At 71.4% G+C, this 19,186-nt stretch carries 19 protein-coding genes; 10 read left to right on the top strand and 9 right to left on the bottom strand.

All coding sequences use genetic code 11. The features are described 5' to 3' along the window. Nucleotides 1-156: 156 nt before the first annotated feature. Together OG828_RS24935 and OG828_RS24930 are read left to right on the top strand one after the other, a co-directional pair. Nucleotides 157-1,083 carry a hypothetical protein gene (locus tag OG828_RS24935; RefSeq protein ID WP_443062431.1) on the top strand — a complete coding sequence of 309 codons (927 nt, stop codon included), beginning with the start codon at nt 157-159 and terminating at the stop codon, nt 1,081-1,083. A 58-nt stretch (nt 1,084-1,141) separates the two neighbouring features. Then, nucleotides 1,142-1,471 carry a rhodanese-like domain-containing protein gene (locus tag OG828_RS24930; RefSeq protein WP_328442399.1) on the top strand — a complete coding sequence of 110 codons (330 nt, stop codon included), beginning with the start codon at nt 1,142-1,144 and terminating at the stop codon, nt 1,469-1,471. Nucleotides 1,472-1,749: 278 nt separating this feature from the next. On the opposite strand, the gene OG828_RS24925 is transcribed toward OG828_RS24930, so the two are convergent. The 6 genes from OG828_RS24925 to paaA all read right to left on the bottom strand — a co-directional run bounded on the left by OG828_RS24925 (nt 1,750) and on the right by paaA (nt 6,630). Beyond that, nucleotides 1,750-2,883 carry an acyl-CoA dehydrogenase family protein gene (locus OG828_RS24925; protein ID WP_328502385.1) on the bottom strand — a complete coding sequence of 378 codons (1,134 nt, stop codon included), beginning with the start codon at nt 2,881-2,883 and terminating at the stop codon, nt 1,750-1,752. 151 nt (nt 2,884-3,034) lie between these two features. Further along, entirely contained in the window at nt 3,035-4,093 is a 1,059-nt protein-coding gene (locus OG828_RS24920) for a 2Fe-2S iron-sulfur cluster-binding protein (protein ID WP_328502384.1), read from the bottom strand. Then, complete coding sequence (paaD, locus tag OG828_RS24915) at nt 4,093-4,608, bottom strand: 1,2-phenylacetyl-CoA epoxidase subunit PaaD (RefSeq protein ID WP_328502383.1); 516 nt, start codon at nt 4,606-4,608, stop codon at nt 4,093-4,095. The genes OG828_RS24920 and paaD overlap by 1 nt, the downstream gene beginning before the upstream one ends. Beyond that, nucleotides 4,602-5,321, bottom strand: a complete 720-nt coding sequence (gene paaC, locus OG828_RS24910; protein WP_328502382.1) for a 1,2-phenylacetyl-CoA epoxidase subunit PaaC — start codon at nt 5,319-5,321, stop codon at nt 4,602-4,604. The genes paaD and paaC overlap by 7 nt, the downstream gene beginning before the upstream one ends. Next, entirely contained in the window at nt 5,318-5,605 is a 288-nt protein-coding gene (gene paaB / locus OG828_RS24905; RefSeq protein WP_073944895.1) for a 1,2-phenylacetyl-CoA epoxidase subunit PaaB, read from the bottom strand. The genes paaC and paaB overlap by 4 nt, the downstream gene beginning before the upstream one ends. Then, nucleotides 5,602-6,630 (bottom strand): 1,2-phenylacetyl-CoA epoxidase subunit PaaA, encoded by a 1,029-nt coding sequence (paaA, locus tag OG828_RS24900; protein WP_328502381.1) that lies wholly within the window; start codon nt 6,628-6,630, stop codon nt 5,602-5,604. The genes paaB and paaA overlap by 4 nt, the downstream gene beginning before the upstream one ends. Nucleotides 6,631-6,872: 242 nt before the next feature. Here paaA and OG828_RS24895 point away from each other — a divergent pair, with 242 nt between their 5' ends. The 3 genes from OG828_RS24895 to OG828_RS24885 are packed head-to-tail and all read left to right on the top strand — an operon-like array spanning nt 6,873 to nt 9,606. Next, nucleotides 6,873-7,622: a DUF5819 family protein gene (locus OG828_RS24895; protein ID WP_328502380.1), complete on the top strand. Its 750-nt coding sequence runs from the start codon at nt 6,873-6,875 to the stop codon at nt 7,620-7,622. Beyond that, the gene (locus OG828_RS24890) at nt 7,619-8,854 is read left to right on the top strand and encodes an HTTM domain-containing protein (RefSeq protein WP_328502379.1); all 1,236 of its coding nucleotides are present in this window, start codon (nt 7,619-7,621) and stop codon (nt 8,852-8,854) included. The genes OG828_RS24895 and OG828_RS24890 overlap by 4 nt, the downstream gene beginning before the upstream one ends. Further along, the gene (locus tag OG828_RS24885; RefSeq protein WP_328502378.1) at nt 8,851-9,606 is read left to right on the top strand and encodes a TrmH family RNA methyltransferase; all 756 of its coding nucleotides are present in this window, start codon (nt 8,851-8,853) and stop codon (nt 9,604-9,606) included. Before OG828_RS24890 ends, OG828_RS24885 begins: the two co-directional genes overlap by 4 nt. 69 nt (nt 9,607-9,675) lie before the next feature. Here the strand turns inward: OG828_RS24885 and paaN are convergent, their stop codons facing one another. Then, complete coding sequence (paaN, locus tag OG828_RS24880; protein ID WP_328502377.1) at nt 9,676-11,367, bottom strand: phenylacetic acid degradation protein PaaN; 1,692 nt, start codon at nt 11,365-11,367, stop codon at nt 9,676-9,678. Nucleotides 11,368-11,515: 148 nt separating this feature from the next. Here paaN and OG828_RS24875 point away from each other — a divergent pair, with 148 nt between their 5' ends. Continuing rightward, entirely contained in the window at nt 11,516-13,033 is a 1,518-nt protein-coding gene (locus OG828_RS24875) for a 3-hydroxyacyl-CoA dehydrogenase (RefSeq protein WP_328502376.1), read from the top strand. Then, complete coding sequence (locus OG828_RS24870; RefSeq protein ID WP_210573340.1) at nt 13,030-13,620, top strand: TetR/AcrR family transcriptional regulator; 591 nt, start codon at nt 13,030-13,032, stop codon at nt 13,618-13,620. The genes OG828_RS24875 and OG828_RS24870 overlap by 4 nt, the downstream gene beginning before the upstream one ends. Here the strand turns inward: OG828_RS24870 and OG828_RS24865 are convergent. Beyond that, entirely contained in the window at nt 13,617-14,738 is a 1,122-nt protein-coding gene (locus OG828_RS24865) for an IS630 family transposase (protein WP_328499797.1), read from the bottom strand. The genes OG828_RS24870 and OG828_RS24865 overlap by 4 nt on opposite strands. A 51-nt stretch (nt 14,739-14,789) precedes the next feature. Continuing rightward, the gene (locus OG828_RS24860; RefSeq protein WP_328372158.1) at nt 14,790-15,272 is read right to left on the bottom strand and encodes an Lrp/AsnC family transcriptional regulator; all 483 of its coding nucleotides are present in this window, start codon (nt 15,270-15,272) and stop codon (nt 14,790-14,792) included. A gap of 190 nt (nt 15,273-15,462) precedes the next feature. Between OG828_RS24860 and pdhA the strand changes: the two genes are divergently transcribed. Genes pdhA through OG828_RS24845 form a run of 3 tightly spaced genes read left to right on the top strand, consistent with a single transcriptional unit; the run spans nt 15,463 to nt 19,162 of the window. Continuing rightward, nucleotides 15,463-16,599 carry a pyruvate dehydrogenase (acetyl-transferring) E1 component subunit alpha gene (gene pdhA / locus OG828_RS24855; RefSeq protein WP_328502375.1) on the top strand — a complete coding sequence of 379 codons (1,137 nt, stop codon included), beginning with the start codon at nt 15,463-15,465 and terminating at the stop codon, nt 16,597-16,599. Further along, on the top strand, nt 16,596-17,600 hold the full coding sequence (locus OG828_RS24850) for an alpha-ketoacid dehydrogenase subunit beta (RefSeq protein ID WP_328360903.1): 1,005 nt from the start codon (nt 16,596-16,598) through the stop codon (nt 17,598-17,600). Before pdhA ends, OG828_RS24850 begins: the two co-directional genes overlap by 4 nt. After that, the gene (locus tag OG828_RS24845) at nt 17,600-19,162 is read left to right on the top strand and encodes a dihydrolipoamide acetyltransferase family protein (protein WP_328502374.1); all 1,563 of its coding nucleotides are present in this window, start codon (nt 17,600-17,602) and stop codon (nt 19,160-19,162) included. Before OG828_RS24850 ends, OG828_RS24845 begins: the two co-directional genes overlap by 1 nt. Nucleotides 19,163-19,186 lie beyond the last annotated feature (24 nt).

Genomic DNA, 19,186 nt, shown 5'->3' with positions numbered 1-19,186 from the left:
TGTCGATATGCGGCTCCGCCGCGATGGGGGCCCCGCTCGAGCGAAGCCGAGAGTGGGGGAGCGACCAGCCCCCACCATCCCGCGGCGAACGAACCGCATATCCAGCGGAGCGCTGAGGCCGTCGGGGTCGGTCGAGGCGTGGCCTACGCTGGTCGCGTGACGAGGTCGGAAGCTGAGCAGGGTGGCGTCGCCGGAGAGGCGGGCGTGACGCCGGACGACGGCCTGCCCGGGGCCGAGGACAGTGCGGCCGGGCTCGAAGACGCCGGTGCCGCGTCCGAAGACACTGGTGCCGCGTCCGAAGATGCCGCTCCCCGCCCCGAGGAGCGGCTGGAGCGGGCCGTGCGCGCTGCTGAACAGGCGCTCATCGAGTATGAGATCGCGGTGGAGACCTTCCGGGTGGAGGTGGAGAACTTCTCGCGGCTGCACCATCAGAGGCTCGGCCCGATGTACGCCCGGCTCGACGAACTGGACGCACAGATCGCCGAGGCCGTGGCCGCCCGCACCGGCGACCCCGAGGACGTGCGCAAGGCGGACGAGGCACGGGCGCGCGTCATGCCGATGCCGGGCGTCGAGGAGCTGTTCCACGGCTGGATGGACGGGGACGGGCTGTCCCCGGAGGCCACCGCGATGCTCACCGAGCAGCCGGTACGGCCCCCGCAGCGGGTGCGCCCCAGCGACGAGGCCCGCAAGCTCTACCGCGAGCTGGCCCGCAAGGCCCACCCCGACCTGGCGCAGGAGGAGGGCGAGCGCAAACGGCGTGAGGAGTTCATCACGCGGGTCAACGCCGCCTACGGCCGTGGCGACGAGGCGCTGCTGCGGGAGCTGGCCGCGGAGTGGGCCGCCGGGCCGGTCCCCGAGGAGCGGCAGGCGAGCCCCGCCGAGGAGCTCTACGCCCGCCTCGAATGGCTCGCCCAGCGCAAGGAACTGATCGCGGTCGTCGCCCGCGAACTGGAGGAGAGCGCGATCGGCGCCATGCTCCGGATCGCCCCGGACGACCCCGACCGCCTTCTGGAGGAGGTCGCCGAGCAGCTGCTGGCCCAGGTCGCCGAGCGCGAGGCGAAGCTGGTGGAGCTGCTGCGGTAGCCGCGTCGGGCCGTGCGGGCGGTCCGGTAGCGTCGGGGGCATGAGTTTCGGAGCTGGTGTGCCCACGGTCGAGGTCTCAGACCTCAAGGACGGCGACTTCCTGCTGGACGTCCGCGAGGACGACGAGTGGCAGGCGGGTCACGCCGAAGGGGCACTGCACGTCCCCATCAGCGAGTTCGTGGCCCGGTACGGCGAGGTGACCGAGGCGGCGCCGCAGGACGGCAGGGTCCATGTGATCTGCCGTTCCGGCGGGCGTTCGGCCCAGGTCACGATGTACCTCGTCCAGCAGGGCATCGACGCCGTGAACGTCGACGGCGGCATGGAGATGTGGGCCCACACGGGCCGACCGGTCGTGACGGACCAGGGACAGCCTGGGTACGTCCTCTAGGGGCTGGCCTGCAGGAACGGGCGCTGGGGCTGCGGGCCCTCGGGTTCCTGGCCTTCGGGTTCCTGGCCTTCGGGCTCCCGGCCCTGAGTTCCGGGCCCTCAGGCTCCGTGACGTGGGCGCGGGCCTTCGGGCTCCGTGACGCGGGCGCGGCGGTCGTCCTGGTATCGCTGCCCGGGCTGCCCTCGCCAGGGCTCTGCGCTCGGGCTGTGGCCGCCATGGCTGTGCGGCACCGTCGGCGGTCGCCGGGGCTTTGCGGCTCGGGCGGCCGTGTCGGCGTGTCAGCCCAGCGGATGCGCCGCCAGCAGATCGCCCAGTGCCTCCTCGTGTGCCGCCGCCGGGCCGAGCGACAGCTCCAGGTGCTTGGCCCAGGCGTGATACCGGTGCAGCGGATAGTCGGTGTCGGCACCGAAACCGCCGTGCAGATGCTGCGCGGTCTGCACGATGCGCCGTACGCCGTCCCCCGCCCAGATCTTCGCGACGGCCACGTCCCCGGCAGCAGGCAGTGCCCCCGGCGCCCCCGACGCGATCCGCCATGCGGCCTGCCACAGCGTGGCCTCCATCGCGCGCAGGTCGATATAGCGGTCGGCGGCCTGCACGGCGACCGCCTGGAACGTGGCCACCGGGAAGCCGAACTGCTCGCGCTTGCCCGTGTATTCACTGGTCATCCGCAGTACCTGGGAGCCGAGCCCGAGGGCCAGCGCGCAGGTCCCGGTGGTCAGGAGATCGCGCAGCCACTCCCAGGCGCCGTCGGCGTCGATGACATCGCGGGCCGCGATCCGCGCGGAGTCCAGGCGCAGTTCGGCCAGCCGCTCCCCGTTCGTGGAGAACTGCTCGGCGAGCACGACCCCCTCGTGGAGCCGGGGCACCACCGCGAGGACGGTCCGGTCGGCGTCCGTCCGGGCCGGTACGAGGATGAAGTCCGCGTTGTATGCCCAGGGCACCGCCGTCTGCAGCCCGTCCAGCGTCCAGTGGTCGCCCTCCTGGCGTGCGGTGACGGCGAGTTCGGCCGGGTCGTGCCCGGTACGGCCGGCGGCGGCGACGGTCAGGACCACCTCACCCCGCCCCGCCCGCGCCGGCAGCTCGGACCTCAACTCCTCGCCGCCATAAGCCTGTACGGCCGCGGCGGCCGCGCAGCTCTCCAGCAGCGGCACCCTCGCCAGCACCTTCGCCGACTCCCGCAGGACGAGGCACAGCGCGACGGCGTCGAGGCCCGCCCCGCCGTACTCCGGGGCGAGGAGCAGGCTCAGCAGGTCCGCGTCGGCCAGCCTCGCCCACAGCTCCCGGTCGAAGTCGTCGGCCACGGCGCCCAGGGTGAGCGCCGGGCTGGGCACGGCATCCGGCGCGACCCCGCCGAACACTCCCCGCGCCGCCTCGGCCGCCGCCTGCTGCTCCTCGGTGAAGGTGAAGTCCACAGTCCCTGTCCCTCCGGCGCATCCGCTGACCTGACGGTGCGTCAAGATAGAACAGGTTCTAGGAGAAGGGAACGGGTGGGTGGCGCCGGGTAAGGGTGACGGCCCTGACGAAGGAACGGCCGGGCAGCGCCCGACACAGCCGGCGGAGCGCTCAGCGGTCGAAGTCCAGCTCCACCTTCTCCGTCACCGGATGCGACTGGCACGCCAGCACATACCCCGACTCCGTCTCCTCCGGCTCCAGCGCGAAGTTGCGGTCCATCCGCACCTCGCCGGAGACCAGGAAGGCCCGGCATGTCCCGCACACCCCGCCCTTGCAGGCGTAGGGCGCGTCGGGCCGGTTGCGCAGGACCGTCTCCAGCAGGGACTCGCCGTCCTGGACGGGCCAGGTTCCGCCGCGGCCGTCGAGCCGTGCCGTCACGGCGCTGTGGGCGGGGGCCGGGACCTGAGTCGCGAGGGTGGTCAAGGGGTCCACGTGGAAGATCTCCTCGTGGATGCGGCTCCGCGCCACTCCGAGTCCGCGCAAGGCCCGCTCGGCCCCCTGCACCAGCCCGTACGGCCCGCACAGGAACCAGCCCGCCACGTCGTCCACCGGCAGCAGCGCCGGCAGCAGCCCGGTGAGCCGGTCCTGGTCGAGCCGCCCGGACGGCAGACCCGCCTGCTGTTCCTCCCGGGAGAGCACCGTCACCAGCTGCAGCCGCTCGGGGTAGCGGTCCTTCAGGTCGGCGACATCCTCCAGGAACATCGTCGAGGCGGACGTACGGTCGCTGCGGATCAGGCAGAACCGGGCCGCGGGCTCACGCGCCAGCAGCGTCGAGACGATCGACAGGACCGGGGTGATGCCACTGCCGCCGACGATCGCGGCATACAGACCGGGCGCGGGCTCCAGCGTGAAACGGCCGGCCGGGGTCATCACCTCCAGCTCGTCACCGACGTTGATCTCCTTGAGCGCGTACGTCGAGAAGGCCCCGCCCTCCACCAGCCGCACCCCCACCCGCAGGGTCCGTGGACCCTCGGGGCCGGGCGCCGGGGAGCAGATCGAGTAGGTGCGCCGTATCTCCGTACCGTCGGCCCTGCGGCGCAGCGCGAGATGCTGGCCCGGGGAGTGGCGGTACTCCTCCTGCAGTTCCGGCGGCACGGTGAGGGTGAGGGTCACCGAGTCGTCGGTGAGCCGGTCGACGGCGGCCACCGGGAGCGTGTGGAAGCGGGCCATCACAACTCCTTGAAGTGGTCGAACGGTTCGCGGCAGGACAGACACCGTCGCAGCGCCTTGCACGCGGTGGAGGAGAACCGGCTGAGCAGCTCGGTGTCCGCCGATCCGCAGTGCGGGCAGAGAACGGGATCCGTGGTGCGGGTCGGGCCCAGCTCGATCAGCACCGGCTCGGACGCCTCCCGCACCCGCGGCGGTGCGATGCCGAACTCCCGCAGTTTGCGGCGCCCTTCGGCCGAGATGTCGTCCGTCGACCAGGCGGGCGAGAGCACCGTACGGACCGACACCTGCCCTATGCCGTGCTCGTGCAGCGCCCGCTCTATGTCCAGGGACATCGCCTCGATCGCCGGGCAGCCGGTGTACGTCGGGGTCAGCTCGACCTCCACCGAGTCCGTGCCGCGCACGTGCACCGCGCGCAGGACGCCCAGCTCCTGGAGGGTGAGCACGGGCAGTTCGGGGTCGGGCACCGCACCGGCGACCTCGAGGAGTTCTGCCTCCAGGGCAGTGAGGGTCACCATGACGCCCCCGGGTGGCTGCGGTGCAGATGCTGCATCTCGGCCAGCATCCGCCCGAAGGGCTCGGTGTGCAGGCCCTGACGGCCCGCCCCGGCGGTCCACGCACCGGACCGCGGCCCTTCCGGCACGATCAGGGTGGCGCGGTCGAGGATGCTCGACACGGACTTCAGCCAGGCGGCCTGCAACTCCTCCGCGTCCACATCCAGGCCCTCGACCGGCCGGAACATCTCGCCGGTGAACCGCCACAGCGCCTCGCACGCGCGCTGCGTCCGCTCATGGCTGACCTCTGTGCCGTCGCCGAGCCGAAGCGTCCACTGCTCGGCGTGGTCGCGGTGGTAGGCGACCTCCTTGACGGCCTTCGCGGCGAGCGGCGCGAAGGGGCCGTCCGCGGTGGCGAGGCGGGCGTAGAGCAGGTGCTGGTAGGTGGAGAAGTACAGCTGGCGGACGATGGTGTGGGCGAAGTCGCCGTTCGGCTGCTCGACCAGCTGGAGGTTGCGGAAGGCGCGCTCCTCGCGCAGATAGGCCAGCTCGTCCTCGTCGCCGACCATCGACAGCAGGACCCGGGCCTGGCCCAGCAGGTCGAGGGCGATATTGGCGAGGGCGACCTCCTCCTCGAGCACGGGAGCGTGGCCCGCCCACTCGCCCAGGCGGTGGGAGAGCACCAGCGCGTCGTCGCCGAGGGCGAGCGCGGCCGTGGTGGGAACGGCGACGGTCACAGGTGCTTCACCCCTTCCGGGATCTCGTAGAACGTCGGGTGCCGGTACGGCTTGTCGGCGGCCGGCTCGAAGAACGGGTCCTTCTCGTCCGGTGAGGACGCCGTGATCGCGGACGACGGCACGACCCAGATCGAGACTCCCTCGCCGCGCCGGGTGTACAGATCGCGCGCGTTGCGCAGGGCGAGCTCCGCGTCCGGCGCGTGCAGGCTGCCGGCGTGGGTGTGCGAGAGGCCGCGGCGGGAGCGTACGAAGACCTCCCACAGGGGCCAGTCGGTGTTCGTCATGCGTGTGCCGCTCCCGTCTCATGGGCGCGCGAGGAAGGGGCCGTGTGCTTGGCCGCGTACGCCGCGGCGGCCTCCCGGACCCATGCGCCTTCGTCGTGCGCCTGCCTGCGCTGGGTGATGCGCTGTTCGTTGCACGGGCCGTTGCCCTTGAGGACGGCCCAGAACTCCGACCAGTCGATCGGGCCGAAGTCGTGGTGCCCCCGCTCCTCGTTCCACCTCAGGTCCGGGTCGGGGAGCGTCAGGCCCAGGGACTCGGCCTGGGGCACGCAGATGTCGACGAAGCGCTGGCGCAGCTCGTCGTTCGAATGGCGCTTGATCTTCCACGCCATCGACTGCGCGGAGTGCGCTGACTCGTCGTCGGGCGGGCCGAACATCATCAGGGACGGCCACCACCAGCGGTCCACCGCGTCCTGCGCCATGGCGTGCTGCTCCGGGGTGCCGCGGCCGAGGGCGAGCAGCAGCTCGTACCCCTGGCGCTGGTGGAAGGACTCCTCCTTGCAGATGCGGACCATCGCGCGCGCGTACGGGCCGTATGAGCAGCGGCACAGGGGAACCTGGTTGGTGATCGCGGCGCCGTCCACCAGCCAGCCGATCGCGCCGACGTCCGCCCAGGTCAGAGTGGGGTAGTTGAAGATCGAGGAGTACTTCTGGCGGCCGGTGTGGAGCTTGTCCAACAGCTCGTCGCGGCCGGTGCCGAGGGTCTCGGCCGCGCTGTAGAGATACAGGCCGTGCCCCGCCTCGTCCTGGACCTTGGCCATCAGGATGGCCTTGCGGCGCAGGGACGGCGCGCGCGTGATCCAGTTCGCCTCGGGCTGCATGCCGATGATCTCGGAGTGCGCATGCTGGGCGATCTGCCGCACCAGCGTCGCGCGATAGGCGTCCGGCATCCAGTCGCGCGGCTCGATGCGCTCGTCGGCGGCCACCGCGGCGTCGAAGGCGCGCTCGTACGCCGCCGTGCCGACGGTGCCGTCTTCTGCGCCGTACGCCTGTGTGCCGGCCGTCTGCTGCGCGGCTGCTGTCGCCATGGGGCCCCCTCGACCTTGGGCTCTGCCTGGAACCTGCTCCCGACCGATCGTTCGGTTCGTGCGATTCCATGGTGTGACGGCCGCCGTAAGGTGTCAACCGCTGTGGATAACCTGCCGGGACCACCTGTGGACAACCGGCCCGACCGGCGGACGGGCCGATGGGGGTGTGCCGGGCGCGCGGGGCTGAGTACCGTTCCCGTCCAGACGGCCGGAAGACTGAGCGGAATCGGGAACGGGGCGGAATGGACGACGCGTACGACGGTGGCTCGAACGCCCCGGACGGGGCGGGCGGGGTGGTCGAGCCGGACGGGCGCGAGACGTCCGGCGAACCGGCCGCCGGCCCCCGCACCGCTGTCGCCGCGCTCTCCCTCCGCTACCAGATCGGTGTCGCGCTCGCGCTCGCCTGTGTCGCGGTCGCCGTCTGTGTCCACATCGGCATGGTGTTCCTGCACGTCGCCCCGTCGAACACGGTCACCAAGCAGCACGGCCGCGCGATAGACGACTGGATCTACCCCGAGTTCGAGCAGAACTGGAAGCTCTTCGCGCCCAACCCGCTGCAGCAGAACATCGCCGTCCAGGTCCGCGCCCAGATCGGCAGGCCGGACGGCGGCAGGGAGACCACCGGCTGGTACGACCTGTCCGCTCAGGACGGCCGGGCCATCGACGGCAATCTGCTGCCGAGCCACACCCAGCAGAACGAACTGCGCCGTGCGTGGGACTTCTTCCTCGCCACCCACGACGCCGAGAACCGCCCGTCGGGCCTGCGCGGCGCCCTCTCGGAGACCTATCTGCGCCGGATCGTGCTGCTGCGCCTCGACCGCGATGACGTGGCCGGGCGGGGCGAGACGATCGAGCGGGTGCAGCTGCGCTCCCGCACCACCAACGTCCGCCCGCCCGAGTGGAGCACGGAGCAGGTCTCCGACCAGCCGGTGCTCCGGGTGCTGCCCTGGTGGTCGGTCTCGGCCGGCGACCTCGAGGGAGGCGCCCGGTGAACCGCTACGCGCAGGCCGTCGCGGGCGGCATCGCCCGTGTCACCGGGGCCGCCCTCGGCCCGTACCAGACCGCTGTGATCCGTATCGGGTTCAGCGCGACCTGGCTGCTCTTCCTGCTGCGGGAGCTGCCCCACCGCCGGGAGCTGTACGGCCCCGACGGCCCCTGGGCATTCGGCCTCGCCGAGCAGCTGATCTCGACGAACGGCGCCTTCACGGCCCTGATGTGGTCCGACGGCCGACTCTGGTTCGAGGCCGTGTACGCGCTCGCCGTCCTCACGAGCGTCCTGCTGCTGCTGGGCTGGCGCACCCGCACCATGTCCGTGCTCTTCATGGTCGGCGTGCTCTCGCTGCAGAACCGCAGCATCTTCATGGGCGACGGCGGCGACAACGTCCTGCACCTGATGTGCATGTACCTCGTCTTCACGCGCTGCGGCCAGGTGTGGTCGCTGGACGAGCGCCGGGAACGGCGTGCGCGTGCGGCACGCGCGCGTGGAGAGCGTGTGGTGGACCGGGTGGGGCCCGCCCTGTGGGGGGTGCTCGGGCTGGTGCTGGTCGTGGTGACCGCGGCGGGCAAGCTCGACGGCGACCGGACCGTGCCGGTGATCATCTGGGCTGTGTGGGTGGCCTTGGCCGTGTGGTGGGTCGTCGGACGCCTGGCCAGGAGCGACGAGCCGCGGATCATGCTCGATGTGGTCGGCAACATCGTCCACAACGGCGCCCTGCTCGTGATCATGGCCGAGGCTTGTCTGATCTACGCGACGGCAGGCTGGTACAAGATCCAGGGCTCCCGCTGGCAGGACGGCACCGCCGTCTACTACCCCCTGCACCTCGACTACTTCTCACCCTGGCCCGCCCTCGCCGACCTGCTGTCGGCCAGCGGCACGGCGGTGATGCTCGTGACGTACGGGACCGTGGCCGTCCAGGTCGCCTTCCCGTTCACGCTGTTCCATCGACGCGTCAAGAACGTCCTGCTCGCCGCGATGATCACCGAGCACGCCGTGATCGCCGTCGTCCTCGGACTGCCCTTCTTCTCCCTGGCGATGATCGCGGCGGACGCGGTCTTCCTGCCGACGTCGTTCCTGCGCCGGCTGGGCGACTGGGCCGCACGCGCGCGTGGACGCGTGTTCCGGGGCAAGGACGGCCCCAAGGTGCCGGGCCAGCGGACCGGGGACGCGTCGGCCCCGGACACCCCGGAGAACCCCGAGCACACGCACGTAGGCTTCACGGCATGACCGCCGCCGATCCCGTGACCTCCTGGCACCGGCTCGCCGACGCCTCCGTCCTGCTCGACGGCTTCCACGCCCTCAAGCACGCGGTGCGTTTCAAAGCCGCTGTCCCGGTCGCGGTGGCCGTCGACCGGGCGGCGACGCTCGCCCTCGCCGACGAGCTGGCTCCGGACGTACGAGACACCCTGGACGCCCTGCTCACGGAGGTCCCGGAGCCGACGTACAGGTCCCTCGTGCCCCGCCCGCATCCGACCGCGGTGGCGGCCCTGGCCGTACGACCGCCCCGTGCCGCCAACCTCGAGAAGCTGGCGCACTCTCCCCGCACCGCACCCGTCGTCGTCCTCGACAACCCGCGCAACCTCGGCAACGTGGGCGCCGTCATCCGTCTGGCCGCCGGTTTCGGCGCGACCGGAGTGGTCACCACCGGCACCCTCGACCCGTGGCACCCCACGGTCGTACGCGGCGGAGCGGGCCTGCACTTCGCGACCGCCGTGGAGCGGCTGACCGTCGACGAACTGCCGTCCGGGCCGCTGTTCGCCCTGGACCCCGAGGGCGACGACATCCGGGGCGTGAAGCTCCCGGACGACGCCGTCCTCGCCTTCGGCTCCGAGCGCAGCGGCCTGTCGGCCGACCTACGCGCGCGTACCGACCATCTGCTGTCCCTGCCGATGCGCCCGCAGGTCTCCAGCTACAACTTGGCGACGAGTGTTGGAATGACCCTTTACCACTGGAGCACGGCCACTGGAGCGCCCCTCTAGGGGCGCGGGGAACTGCGCGACCAGCCACAACGCACCGGTAGCCGCGCAATCACCGCACCCCCCGAGCTCTCAGGCTTCCCGACGGACCTCAACAACCCGGAACCGGCTAGCGACAAACGCCCCATCACACAACGCGGCGTTCGCTGCCGGGTTGCCCCCCGACCCGTGGAAGTCGGAGAACGCGGCCGTCTGGTTCACATACACCCCACCCGTGAGGTTCAGCGACAACTGCGCCGACTCCTCCAGGCAGACCTCGACGACCGCCTGCTCGACCTCCTCGTCAGAGGTGTACGCACCGACGGTCATCGCACCCTTCTCGCGGATCGTCCGCCGCAGCAACTCCACCGCGTCGGACGCCGAGTCGACCGCGACGGCGAAGGAGACGGGCCCGAAGCACTCGCTCATGTACGCGGCCTCGGCGTCCGGCTTGGCTCCGTCCAGCTTCACGATCACCGGCGTACGGACGACCGCGTCCGGGAACTCCGGGTTGCTGATCTCCCGTGAGGCGAGGGCGACTTCGCCGAGGCTCGCCGCCGCCTCCAGCCGAGCCTTCACATCGGGATTGACGATCGCGCCGAGCAGCGCGTTGGCGCGCGCGTCGTCGCCGAGCAGGCCGTCGACCGCGCGGGCGAGGTCGGCGACGACCTCGTCGAAGGTCCGCGGGCCCTCCTCGGTGCGGATGCCGTCGCGCGGGATGAGCAGGTTCTGCGGGGTGGTGCACATCTGGCCGCTGTACAGGGACAACGAGAAGGCCAGGTTGGACAGCATCCCCCTGTAGTCGCCGGTCGACTCCACGAGCACCGTGTTGACGCCCGCCTTCTCCGTGTAGACCTGCGCCTGGCGGGCGTTGGCCTCCAGCCAGTCACCGAAGGCCGTCGAACCGGTGTAGTCGATGATCCGGATCTCCGGGCGCACGGCCAGGGTCTTGGCGATGCCCTCGTCCGGGCGCTCGGCGGCGAGCGCCACCAGGTTCGGGTCGAAGCCCGCCTCGGTCAGCACCTGGCGGGCGACCTGCACGGTGAGCGCGAGCGGCAGCACGGCGCGCGGGTGGGGCTTGACCAGGACCGCGTTTCCGGTGGCCAGGGAGGCGAACAGGCCCGGATAGCCGTTCCACGTCGGGAAGGTGTTGCAGCCGATCACCAGGGCGATCCCGCGCGGGACCGGCGTGAACTGCTTGGTGAGCGCGAGCGGGTCGCGCTTGCCCTGGGGCTTGGTCCACTCCGCGGTGTCGGGGGTGCGGACCTGCTCCACATACGCGTACGCCACCGCCTCCAGGCCACGGTCCTGCGCATGCGGGCCGCCCGCCTGGAACGCCATCATGAAGGCCTGGCCGGAGGTGTGCATGACCGCGTGCGCGAACTCGTGCGTCCGGTCGCTGATGCGCTTGAGGATCTCCAGGCAGACCACGGCCCGGATCTCCGCGCCTGCGTCCCGCCAGGCGCGCTGGCCGGCCTTCATCGCGGGCAGCAGGACCTCGATGTCCGCGTGCGGGTAGGTGACGCCCAGCTCGATGCCGTACGGCGAGACCTCGCCGCCCGTGAAGCCGTCCGTGCCGGGCTGGCCGAGGTCCAGGCGGGTGCCCAGAACGGCGTCGAAGGCGGCCTTGCCGGCTGCCGCGTCCAGACTGCCCTGCTCGCCGTAGGCCTTGGGGTGCTCGGGGTGCGGAGACCAGTACGCGCGCGTGCGGATCGCTTCCAGCGCCTGGTCGAGGGTGGGCCGGTGAGCGGCGATCAGCTGGTGCGCGGTGAGTTCGGCGGCCATACGGGACCAACTCCTCGTCTCAAGAACTCTTCTTTGAGCTCATGACCTGGGCGGAAACAGCCGGACAGAGTTAGAGTAACCGAACGATCGGTCGGGACAAGGGGGTCCGCCGCATCTGTGGAAAACCCCGTGCGGGAGGATCGCGCACATGACAGCACTCGACCTCAGCAGCCCCGTGGCCGTCGTCGGCACCGGCACCATGGGCCAGGGCATCGCCCAGGTCGCGCTGGTCGCCGGCCATCCCGTGCGGCTGTACGACACCGTCCCCGGACGGGCCCAGGAGGCGTCCGCCGCGATCGGCGCCCGCCTCGACCGGCTCGTCGAGAAGGACCGGCTCACCGCCGCCGACCGGGACGCGGCACGCGCGCGTCTGCTGCCCGCCCAGAGCCTCACCGACCTCGCGGACTGCGCCCTGGTCGTCGAGGCCGTTCTGGAGCGGCTCGACGTCAAGCAGGACCTCTTCCGCGAGCTGGAGGGCATCGTCGGCGAGGACTGTCTGCTCGCCACCAACACCTCGTCCCTGTCGGTGACGGCCATCGGCGGCGCGCTCGGCAACCCCGGCCGTCTCGTCGGCCTGCACTTCTTCAACCCGGCCCCGCTGCTGCCACTGGTCGAGGTCGTCTCCGGGCATGCCACCGACGTCACGATGGCCACGCGCGCGTACGAGACGGCGCGGGCCTGGGGCAAGACCCCGGTCGCCTGCGCCGACACCCCCGGCTTCATCGTCAACCGCATCGCACGGCCCTTCTACGCCGAGGCCTTCGCGGTCTACGAGGCCCAGGGCGCCGACCCCGCCACGATCGACGCGATCCTGCGCGAGTCCGGCGGCTTCAAGATGGGCGCCTTCGAGCTGACCGACCTCATCGGCCAGGACGTCAACGAGTCGGTCACGCACTCCGTGTGGCAGTCCTTCTTCCAGGACGTGCGCTTCACGCCCTCGCTCGCCCAGCGGCGCCTGGTCGAGTCGGGCCGGCTCGGCCGCAAGACCGGACAGGGCTGGTACGACTACCGGGAGGGCGCCGAGCCCGCCGAGCCGCACACCGCGGAACGCGCCCGGCCGCCCGCGTACGTCGTCGCCGAGGGCGATCTGGGGCCCGCCGCCGAACTGCTCGCGCTGATACGCGAGGCGGGCATCGCCGTCCGCGAGGAGGACGAGGACCACGGCACCCGCCTGGTGCTGCCGGGCGGCGGACAGCTGGCGCTCGCCGACGGCCAGACCTCCGTGGAGTTCCGGGACGTCGTCTACTTCGATCTCGCGCTCGACTACCGCAGGGCCACCCGTATCGCCCTGTCCGCCTCCCAGGACACCGCCTCGCAGACCCTCACCGAGGCGATCGGCCTCTTCCAGGCGCTCGGCAAGGACGTCAGCGTCATCGGCGACGTACCCGGCATGATCGTCGCCCGCACGGTCGCGCGGATCGTCGACCTGGCGCACGACGCCGTCGCCAAGGGGGTGGCCACCGAGGAGGACATCGACACCGCGATGCGGCTGGGCGTGAACTATCCCCTGGGCCCCTTCGAATGGAGCCGCAGACTCGGCCGCAACTGGGCGTACGCCCTGCTCGACGACCTGCACATGCGCGAGCCCTCGGGACGTTACGCGCCCTCGCTCGCGCTCTACCGCCATGCGTACGCCTCGGACAAGCGGGAGGGCAGCACGTCATGACCACCGCGAAGCGGGACACGTACACCCCGGAGTCGCTGCTCACCGTCGCTGTGCGGGTCTTCAACGAGCGTGGCTACGACGGCACCTCCATGGAGCACCTCTCCAAGGCGGCCGGCATCTCCAAGTCGTCGATCTACCACCACGTCGCCGGCAAGGAGGAGCTGCTGCGCCGCGCGGTGAGCCGGGCGCTGGACGGGCTCTTCGGGATCCTCGACGAGGAGCACGCGCGCGTGGGGCGTGCCGCCGAGCGCCTGGAGTACGTCGTGCGGCGCATGGTCGAGGTGCTGATCGCCGAACTGCCGTATGTGACGCTGCTGCTGCGCGTGCGCGGCAACACGGACACCGAGCGGTGGGCCCTGGAGCAGCGCCGCGACTTCGACCACCGGGTCGCCGAGCTGCTGAAGGCGGCGGCCGCCGACGGGGACGTGCGCGGTGATGTGGAGGTGCGCCTGGCGACCCGGCTGGTCTTCGGGATGATCAACTCGATCGTCGAGTGGTACCGGCCGGACGGGCGCGGCATGAACGAGCGCGAAGTGGCCGACGCGGTCGCGCAGCTGGTGTTCGGGGGACTGCGCAAGTCCTCCTAGTGTCCTGCGCCAGAGATCCGTCGGCAGAGGCGGGCGAGGGAGTCGAGGATCTCTTCGGCGGTCTTGGTCCAGATGAACGGTTTAGGGTCTTCGTTCCAGTCCTTGACCCAGGCGCGGATGTCGGCCTCGAGGGCTTGGATGTTCTTGTGTGCGCCGCGGCGGATCATCTGGTGCGCGAGGTAGCCGAACCACCGCTCGACCTGGTTGATCCACGAGGAGCCGGTCGGGGTGAAGTGCAGCTCGAAGCGCGGGTGTCTCGCCAGCCAGGCCTTGATCGCTGGAGTCTTGTGGGTGCCGTAGTTGTCCACGATCAGGTGGACCTGCAGCTGTGCGGGCACCTCCTTGTCGATCCGGATCAGGAACTTCTTGAACTCCGCAGCCCGGTGCCGACGGTGCAGGGCGGTGATGACTTCACCGGTGGCGACGTCGAAGGCAGCGAAGAGGGTGGTCAGCCCGTTGCGCACGTAGTCATGGGTGCGCCGCTCGGGCATGCCCGGCATTATCGGCAGCACCGGCTGGGACCGGTCCAGGGCCTGGATCTGCGACTTCTCGTCCACCGACAGCACCACCGCCCCCTCGGGCGGGTTGAAGTACAGGCCCACGACGTCGTAGACCTTCTCCACGAACAACGGGTCGGTCGACAACTTGAAGGTGTCCGCCAGATGCGGCTTGAGCTGGAACTGCCGCCAGATCCGGCCGACCGTGGACTTCGACAGGCCGCTGTGTTGCGCCATCGATTTCCGCGACCAGTGGGTGGCGTTCTTGGGCAGTTGTTCCAGCGTGGTGACCACGACGGCTTCCACCTGATCGACGCTGATGGTGGGCGGCCGGCCCGGTCGGGGCTCGTCGACCAGTCCGTCCAGCCGCTGGGTGAGGAAGCGCCGCCGCCACTTGCGGACCGTGTCCGCGGCCACCCGCAACTCGCGGGCGACCGCGACAATCGGCGGTACTTCCGGCCCCGCGCACGCCAGCACGATCCGCGCTCGCAGGGCCAGGGCCTGGGCCGATGTTGCCCGACGCGTCCACCGCTCCAACACCGCCCGCTCGTCATCAGACAGCAGCAACGGCTGCAGCTTCGGGCCCCGACGAGGAACTGACGCACCAGCAGTAGAAGTCACACACCAACTAACGATCAACTACTGGCGCAGGACACTAGCCGGACGCCAGGGTCAGGCCTGCGGCTCCAGGTCCTCCTCCTCGAACACCAGCAGCGTGCGAGTGCTGAGTACCTCGGGGATCGCCTGGATGCGGGTCAGTACCAGCTCCCGCAGGGCCCGGTTGTCGGACGTGTGGACCAGCAGCAGCACGTCGAAGTCTCCGCCCACCAGGGCGATATGGGCTGCCCCGGGGAGCTGCTTGAGCTGCTCGCGCACCGTGCGCCAGGTGTTCTGGACGATCTTCAGCGTGATGTATGCCGACGTCCCCTGGCCCGCGCGTTCATGGTCCACGCGGGCCCCGAAGCCGCGGATGACGCCGTCCTCGATGAGGCGGTTGATGCGCGCATAGGCGTTGGCGCGCGAGACATGGACCCGTTCGGCGACCGACCGTATCGACGCGCGGCCGTCCGCCTGGAGCATCTGCAGGATGTCCTGATCGATGGCGTCGAGGGGCCGCGCGGGCGGCAGGGGGCTGCCCTCGGGACCTTCGGCCATTTGTTCAGGTGCCATGTCCCCCCGCCTCTCTACCATGGACGTACTGCGTCCATCTCAGGCTGTGGAGAACCGTTTGTCCACAGCCTGAAGGTGCCTGTAGCCAAATTGTGCCGACGACCGAACAATCGGTAGGTGAGGCGCATCACATCCGACGCGCCTCTCCAAGCCACTCCCATGAGGAGGTGCCGTGATGACGGTCATGGAGCAGCGGGGCGCATATCGGCCAACGCCGCCGCCCGCCTGGCAGCCCCGTATGGACCCCGCGCCGCTGCTGCCCGACGCGGAGCCGTACCGCGTGCTCGGCACGGACGCCGCCGCGAAGGCCGACCCCGCCCTGCTGCGCCGGCTCTACGCCCATCTCGTGCGCGGACGTCGGTACAACGCGCAGGCCACCGCCCTCACCAAGCAGGGCCGCCTCGCCGTGTACCCCTCCAGCACCGGCCAGGAGGCCTGCGAGGTGGCCGCCGCACTCGCCCTCGAGGAGCGCGACTGGCTCTTCCCGAGCTACCGCGACACGCTGGCCGCCGTCGCCCGTGGCATGGACCCCGTCCAGGCTCTGACGCTTCTGCGCGGTGACTGGCACACCGGCTACGACCCGCACGAGCACCGCGTCGCCCCCCTGTGCACCCCGCTCGCCACCCAGCTCCCGCACGCCGTGGGCCTCGCGCATGCCGCCCGCCTCAAGGGCGACGACGTGGTCGCGCTCGCGCTGGTCGGCGACGGCGGCACCAGCGAGGGCGATTTCCACGAGGCGCTCAACTTCGCCGCCGTATGGCAGGCCCCGGTCGTCTTCCTGGTCCAGAACAACGGCTTCGCGATCTCCGTCCCGCTCGCCAAGCAGACCGCGGCCCCGTCGCTGGCCCACAAGGCCGTCGGCTACGGCATGCTCGGCCGCCTGGTCGACGGCAACGACGCGGCCGCCGTGCACGAGGTCCTCAGCGACGCCGTACGGCACGCGCGCGCGGGCGGCGGTCCGACGCTGGTCGAGGCGGTGACGTACCGCATCGAGGCCCATACGAACGCCGACGACGACAAGCGCTACCGGGCCGACACCGAGGTCGAGACCTGGCGCGCACACGACCCGATCGCCCTCCTGGAGCGGGAGTTGACCGAGCGGGGCCTGATCGACGAGGACGGCATCCGGCACGCGCGCGAGGACGCCGAGCGGCTCGCCGCCGACCTGCGCGAGCACATGAACCAGGACCCGGCGCTCGACCCCATGGACCTGTTCGCCCACGTGTACGCCGAGCCCACACCCCAACTGCGCCAGCAGCGGGAGCAGTTGGCGGCGGAGCTGGAGGCCGAACGGGAAGGGACGCACCCATGACCACCGTCGCCCTCAAACCCGCCACCATGGCGCAGGCCCTCACGCGCGCACTGCGCGACGCCATGGCCGCCGACCCCGCCGTGCACGTCATGGGCGAGGACGTCGGCACCCTCGGCGGGGTCTTCCGGGTCACCGACGGCCTCGCCAAGGAGTTCGGCGAGGACCGCTGCACGGACACGCCCCTTGCCGAGGCGGGCATCCTCGGCACGGCCGTCGGCATGGCGATGTACGGCCTCAGGCCGGTCGTGGAGATGCAGTTCGACGCCTTCGCCTACCCCGCGTTCGAGCAGCTGATCAGCCATGTGTCCCGGATGCGCAACCGCACGCGCGGGACGATGCCGCTGCCGATCACCATCCGGGTCCCCTACGGCGGAGGCATCGGCGGCGTCGAGCACCACAGCGACTCCTCCGAGGCGTACTACATGGCGACTCCGGGGCTCCATGTCGTCACGCCCGCCACCGTCGCCGACGCCTACGGCCTGCTGCGCGCCGCCATCGCCTCCGACGACCCGGTCGTCGTCCTCGAACCCAAGCGGCTGTACTGGTCCAAGGATTCCTGGAACCCCGAGGAGCCGACGGCCGTTGAACCGATAGGCCGCGCGGTGGTGCGGCGCTCGGGCCGGAGCGCCACGCTGATCACGTACGGGCCGTCCGTACCTGTCTGCCTCGAAGCCGCCGAGGCGGCGCGGGCCGAGGGCTGGGACCTCGAAGTCGTCGACCTGCGCTCCCTGGTGCCGTTCGACGACGAGACGGTCTCCGCTTCGGTGCGGCGGACCGGGCGCGCGGTGGTCGTGCACGAGTCGGGCGGGTTCGGCGGACCGGGCGGGGAGATCGCGGCCCGTGTCACGGAGCGCTGCTTCCACTACCTGGAAGCGCCGGTGCTGCGCGTGGCCGGGTTCGACATCCCCTACCCGCCGCCGATGCTGGAGCGTCACCACCTGCCTGGCGTGGACCGGATCCTGGACGCCGTGGGGCGTCTGCAATGGGAGGCCCAGAGCTGATGGCACAGGTGTTGGAGTTCAAGCTTCCCGACCTCGGCGAGGGGCTCACCGAGGCGGAGATCGTGCGCTGGCTGGTCCAGGTCGGCGACGTGGTCACCGTCGATCAGCCGGTCGTCGAGGTCGAGACGGCCAAGGCGATGGTCGAGGTGCCCTGTCCGTACGGCGGCGTCGTCACGGCCCGGTTCGGCGAGGAGGGCACGGAACTTCCCGTCGGGGCGCCGCTGTTGACGGTGGCCGTGGGGGCGGCGGCCTCCGGCGGTCCGGCCACGGGATCGGGATCGGGCGATGGCTCGCGTGAGGACGCGCACGTGGGTTCCGGTGAGGGCTCAGGCAACGTGCTCGTGGGTTACGGCACCGGCGCCGCCCCGGCCCGCCGCCGGAGGGTACGGCCGACGGCTCGCACGGCTTCGACGGATCCGTCCGCTCATACGGCTGCGGCTGAGGCTCCGGCCTCGCCGATGCCCGACGTCCCCGATATCGCCCACGCCACCCCCGACATCGCGCCCGATTCCGGCAACGGCCACCGGGCCGACGGTCCCGTCCCCGTGATCTCGCCCCTGGTGCGGCGGCTCGCTCGGGAGAACGGGCTGGATCTGCGGGAGTTGACGGGCTCGGGACCGGACGGGCTGATCCTGCGGGCCGACGTGGAGTACGCGCTGCGGGCGGCCGCCGCGTCGTCCGCCCGGCCGTCGCCGCATGCCTCCATGCCGTCCGCCACCACACCTTCCTCGGCCGCCCCGACGGCCGCCGCCCCGTCCGCCCCCACCGACTCCCCGCTCGCCCCGGTCACCCCCCTCGTTCCCACGCCCGCCGAATCCCTCGTCGCCCGGGTGACGCACGCGCCCGCCGGGGCCCCGGTCACCTCCACGCCCGGCGGCACCCGTATCCCCCTCAAGGGCATCCGGGGCGCAGTCGCCGACAAGCTGTCGCGCAGTCGGCGGGAGATACCGGACGCGACCTGCTGGGTGGACGCCGACGCGACGGAGCTGATGCGGGCGCGCGAAGCGATGAACGGTGCCGGAAGGACGAAGATCTCCCTCCTCGCCCTGCTGGCACGCATCTGCACGGCCGCCCTCGCCCGGTTCCCCGAGCTCAACTCCACGGTCGACGTCGAGGCCAGGGAGATCGTCCAGCTCGACCACGTCCACCTCGGCTTCGCCGCGCAGACCGAGCGCGGGCTCGTCGTGCCCGTCGTACGGGACGCACACGCGCGGGACGCCGAGTCGCTGACCGCGGAGTTCGCCCGGCTGACCGAGGCGGCCCGGACGGGGACGCTGACGCCCGCGGAACTCACGGGCGGGACCTTCACGTTGAACAACTACGGGGTGTTCGGCGTCGACGGCTCCACGCCGATCATCAACCACCCCGAGGCCGCCATGCTCGGCGTCGGCCGTATCGTCCCCAAGCCCTGGGTGCACCAGGGCGAGCTGGCGGTGCGGCAGGTCGTCCAGCTCTCGCTCACCTTCGACCACCGGGTGTGCGACGGCGGCACGGCCGGCGGCTTCCTGCGCCATGTGGCGGACTGCGTGGAACAGCCGGCGGTGCTGCTGCGCACCATGTGAGAAAGGCACGTGGTGAGAAAGGCA

It is taken from the genome of Streptomyces sp. NBC_00457, assembly GCF_036014015.1.
Lineage (GTDB): Bacteria > Actinomycetota > Actinomycetes > Streptomycetales > Streptomycetaceae > Streptomyces.
This window is presented reverse-complemented; position numbering and strand designations above follow the sequence as displayed.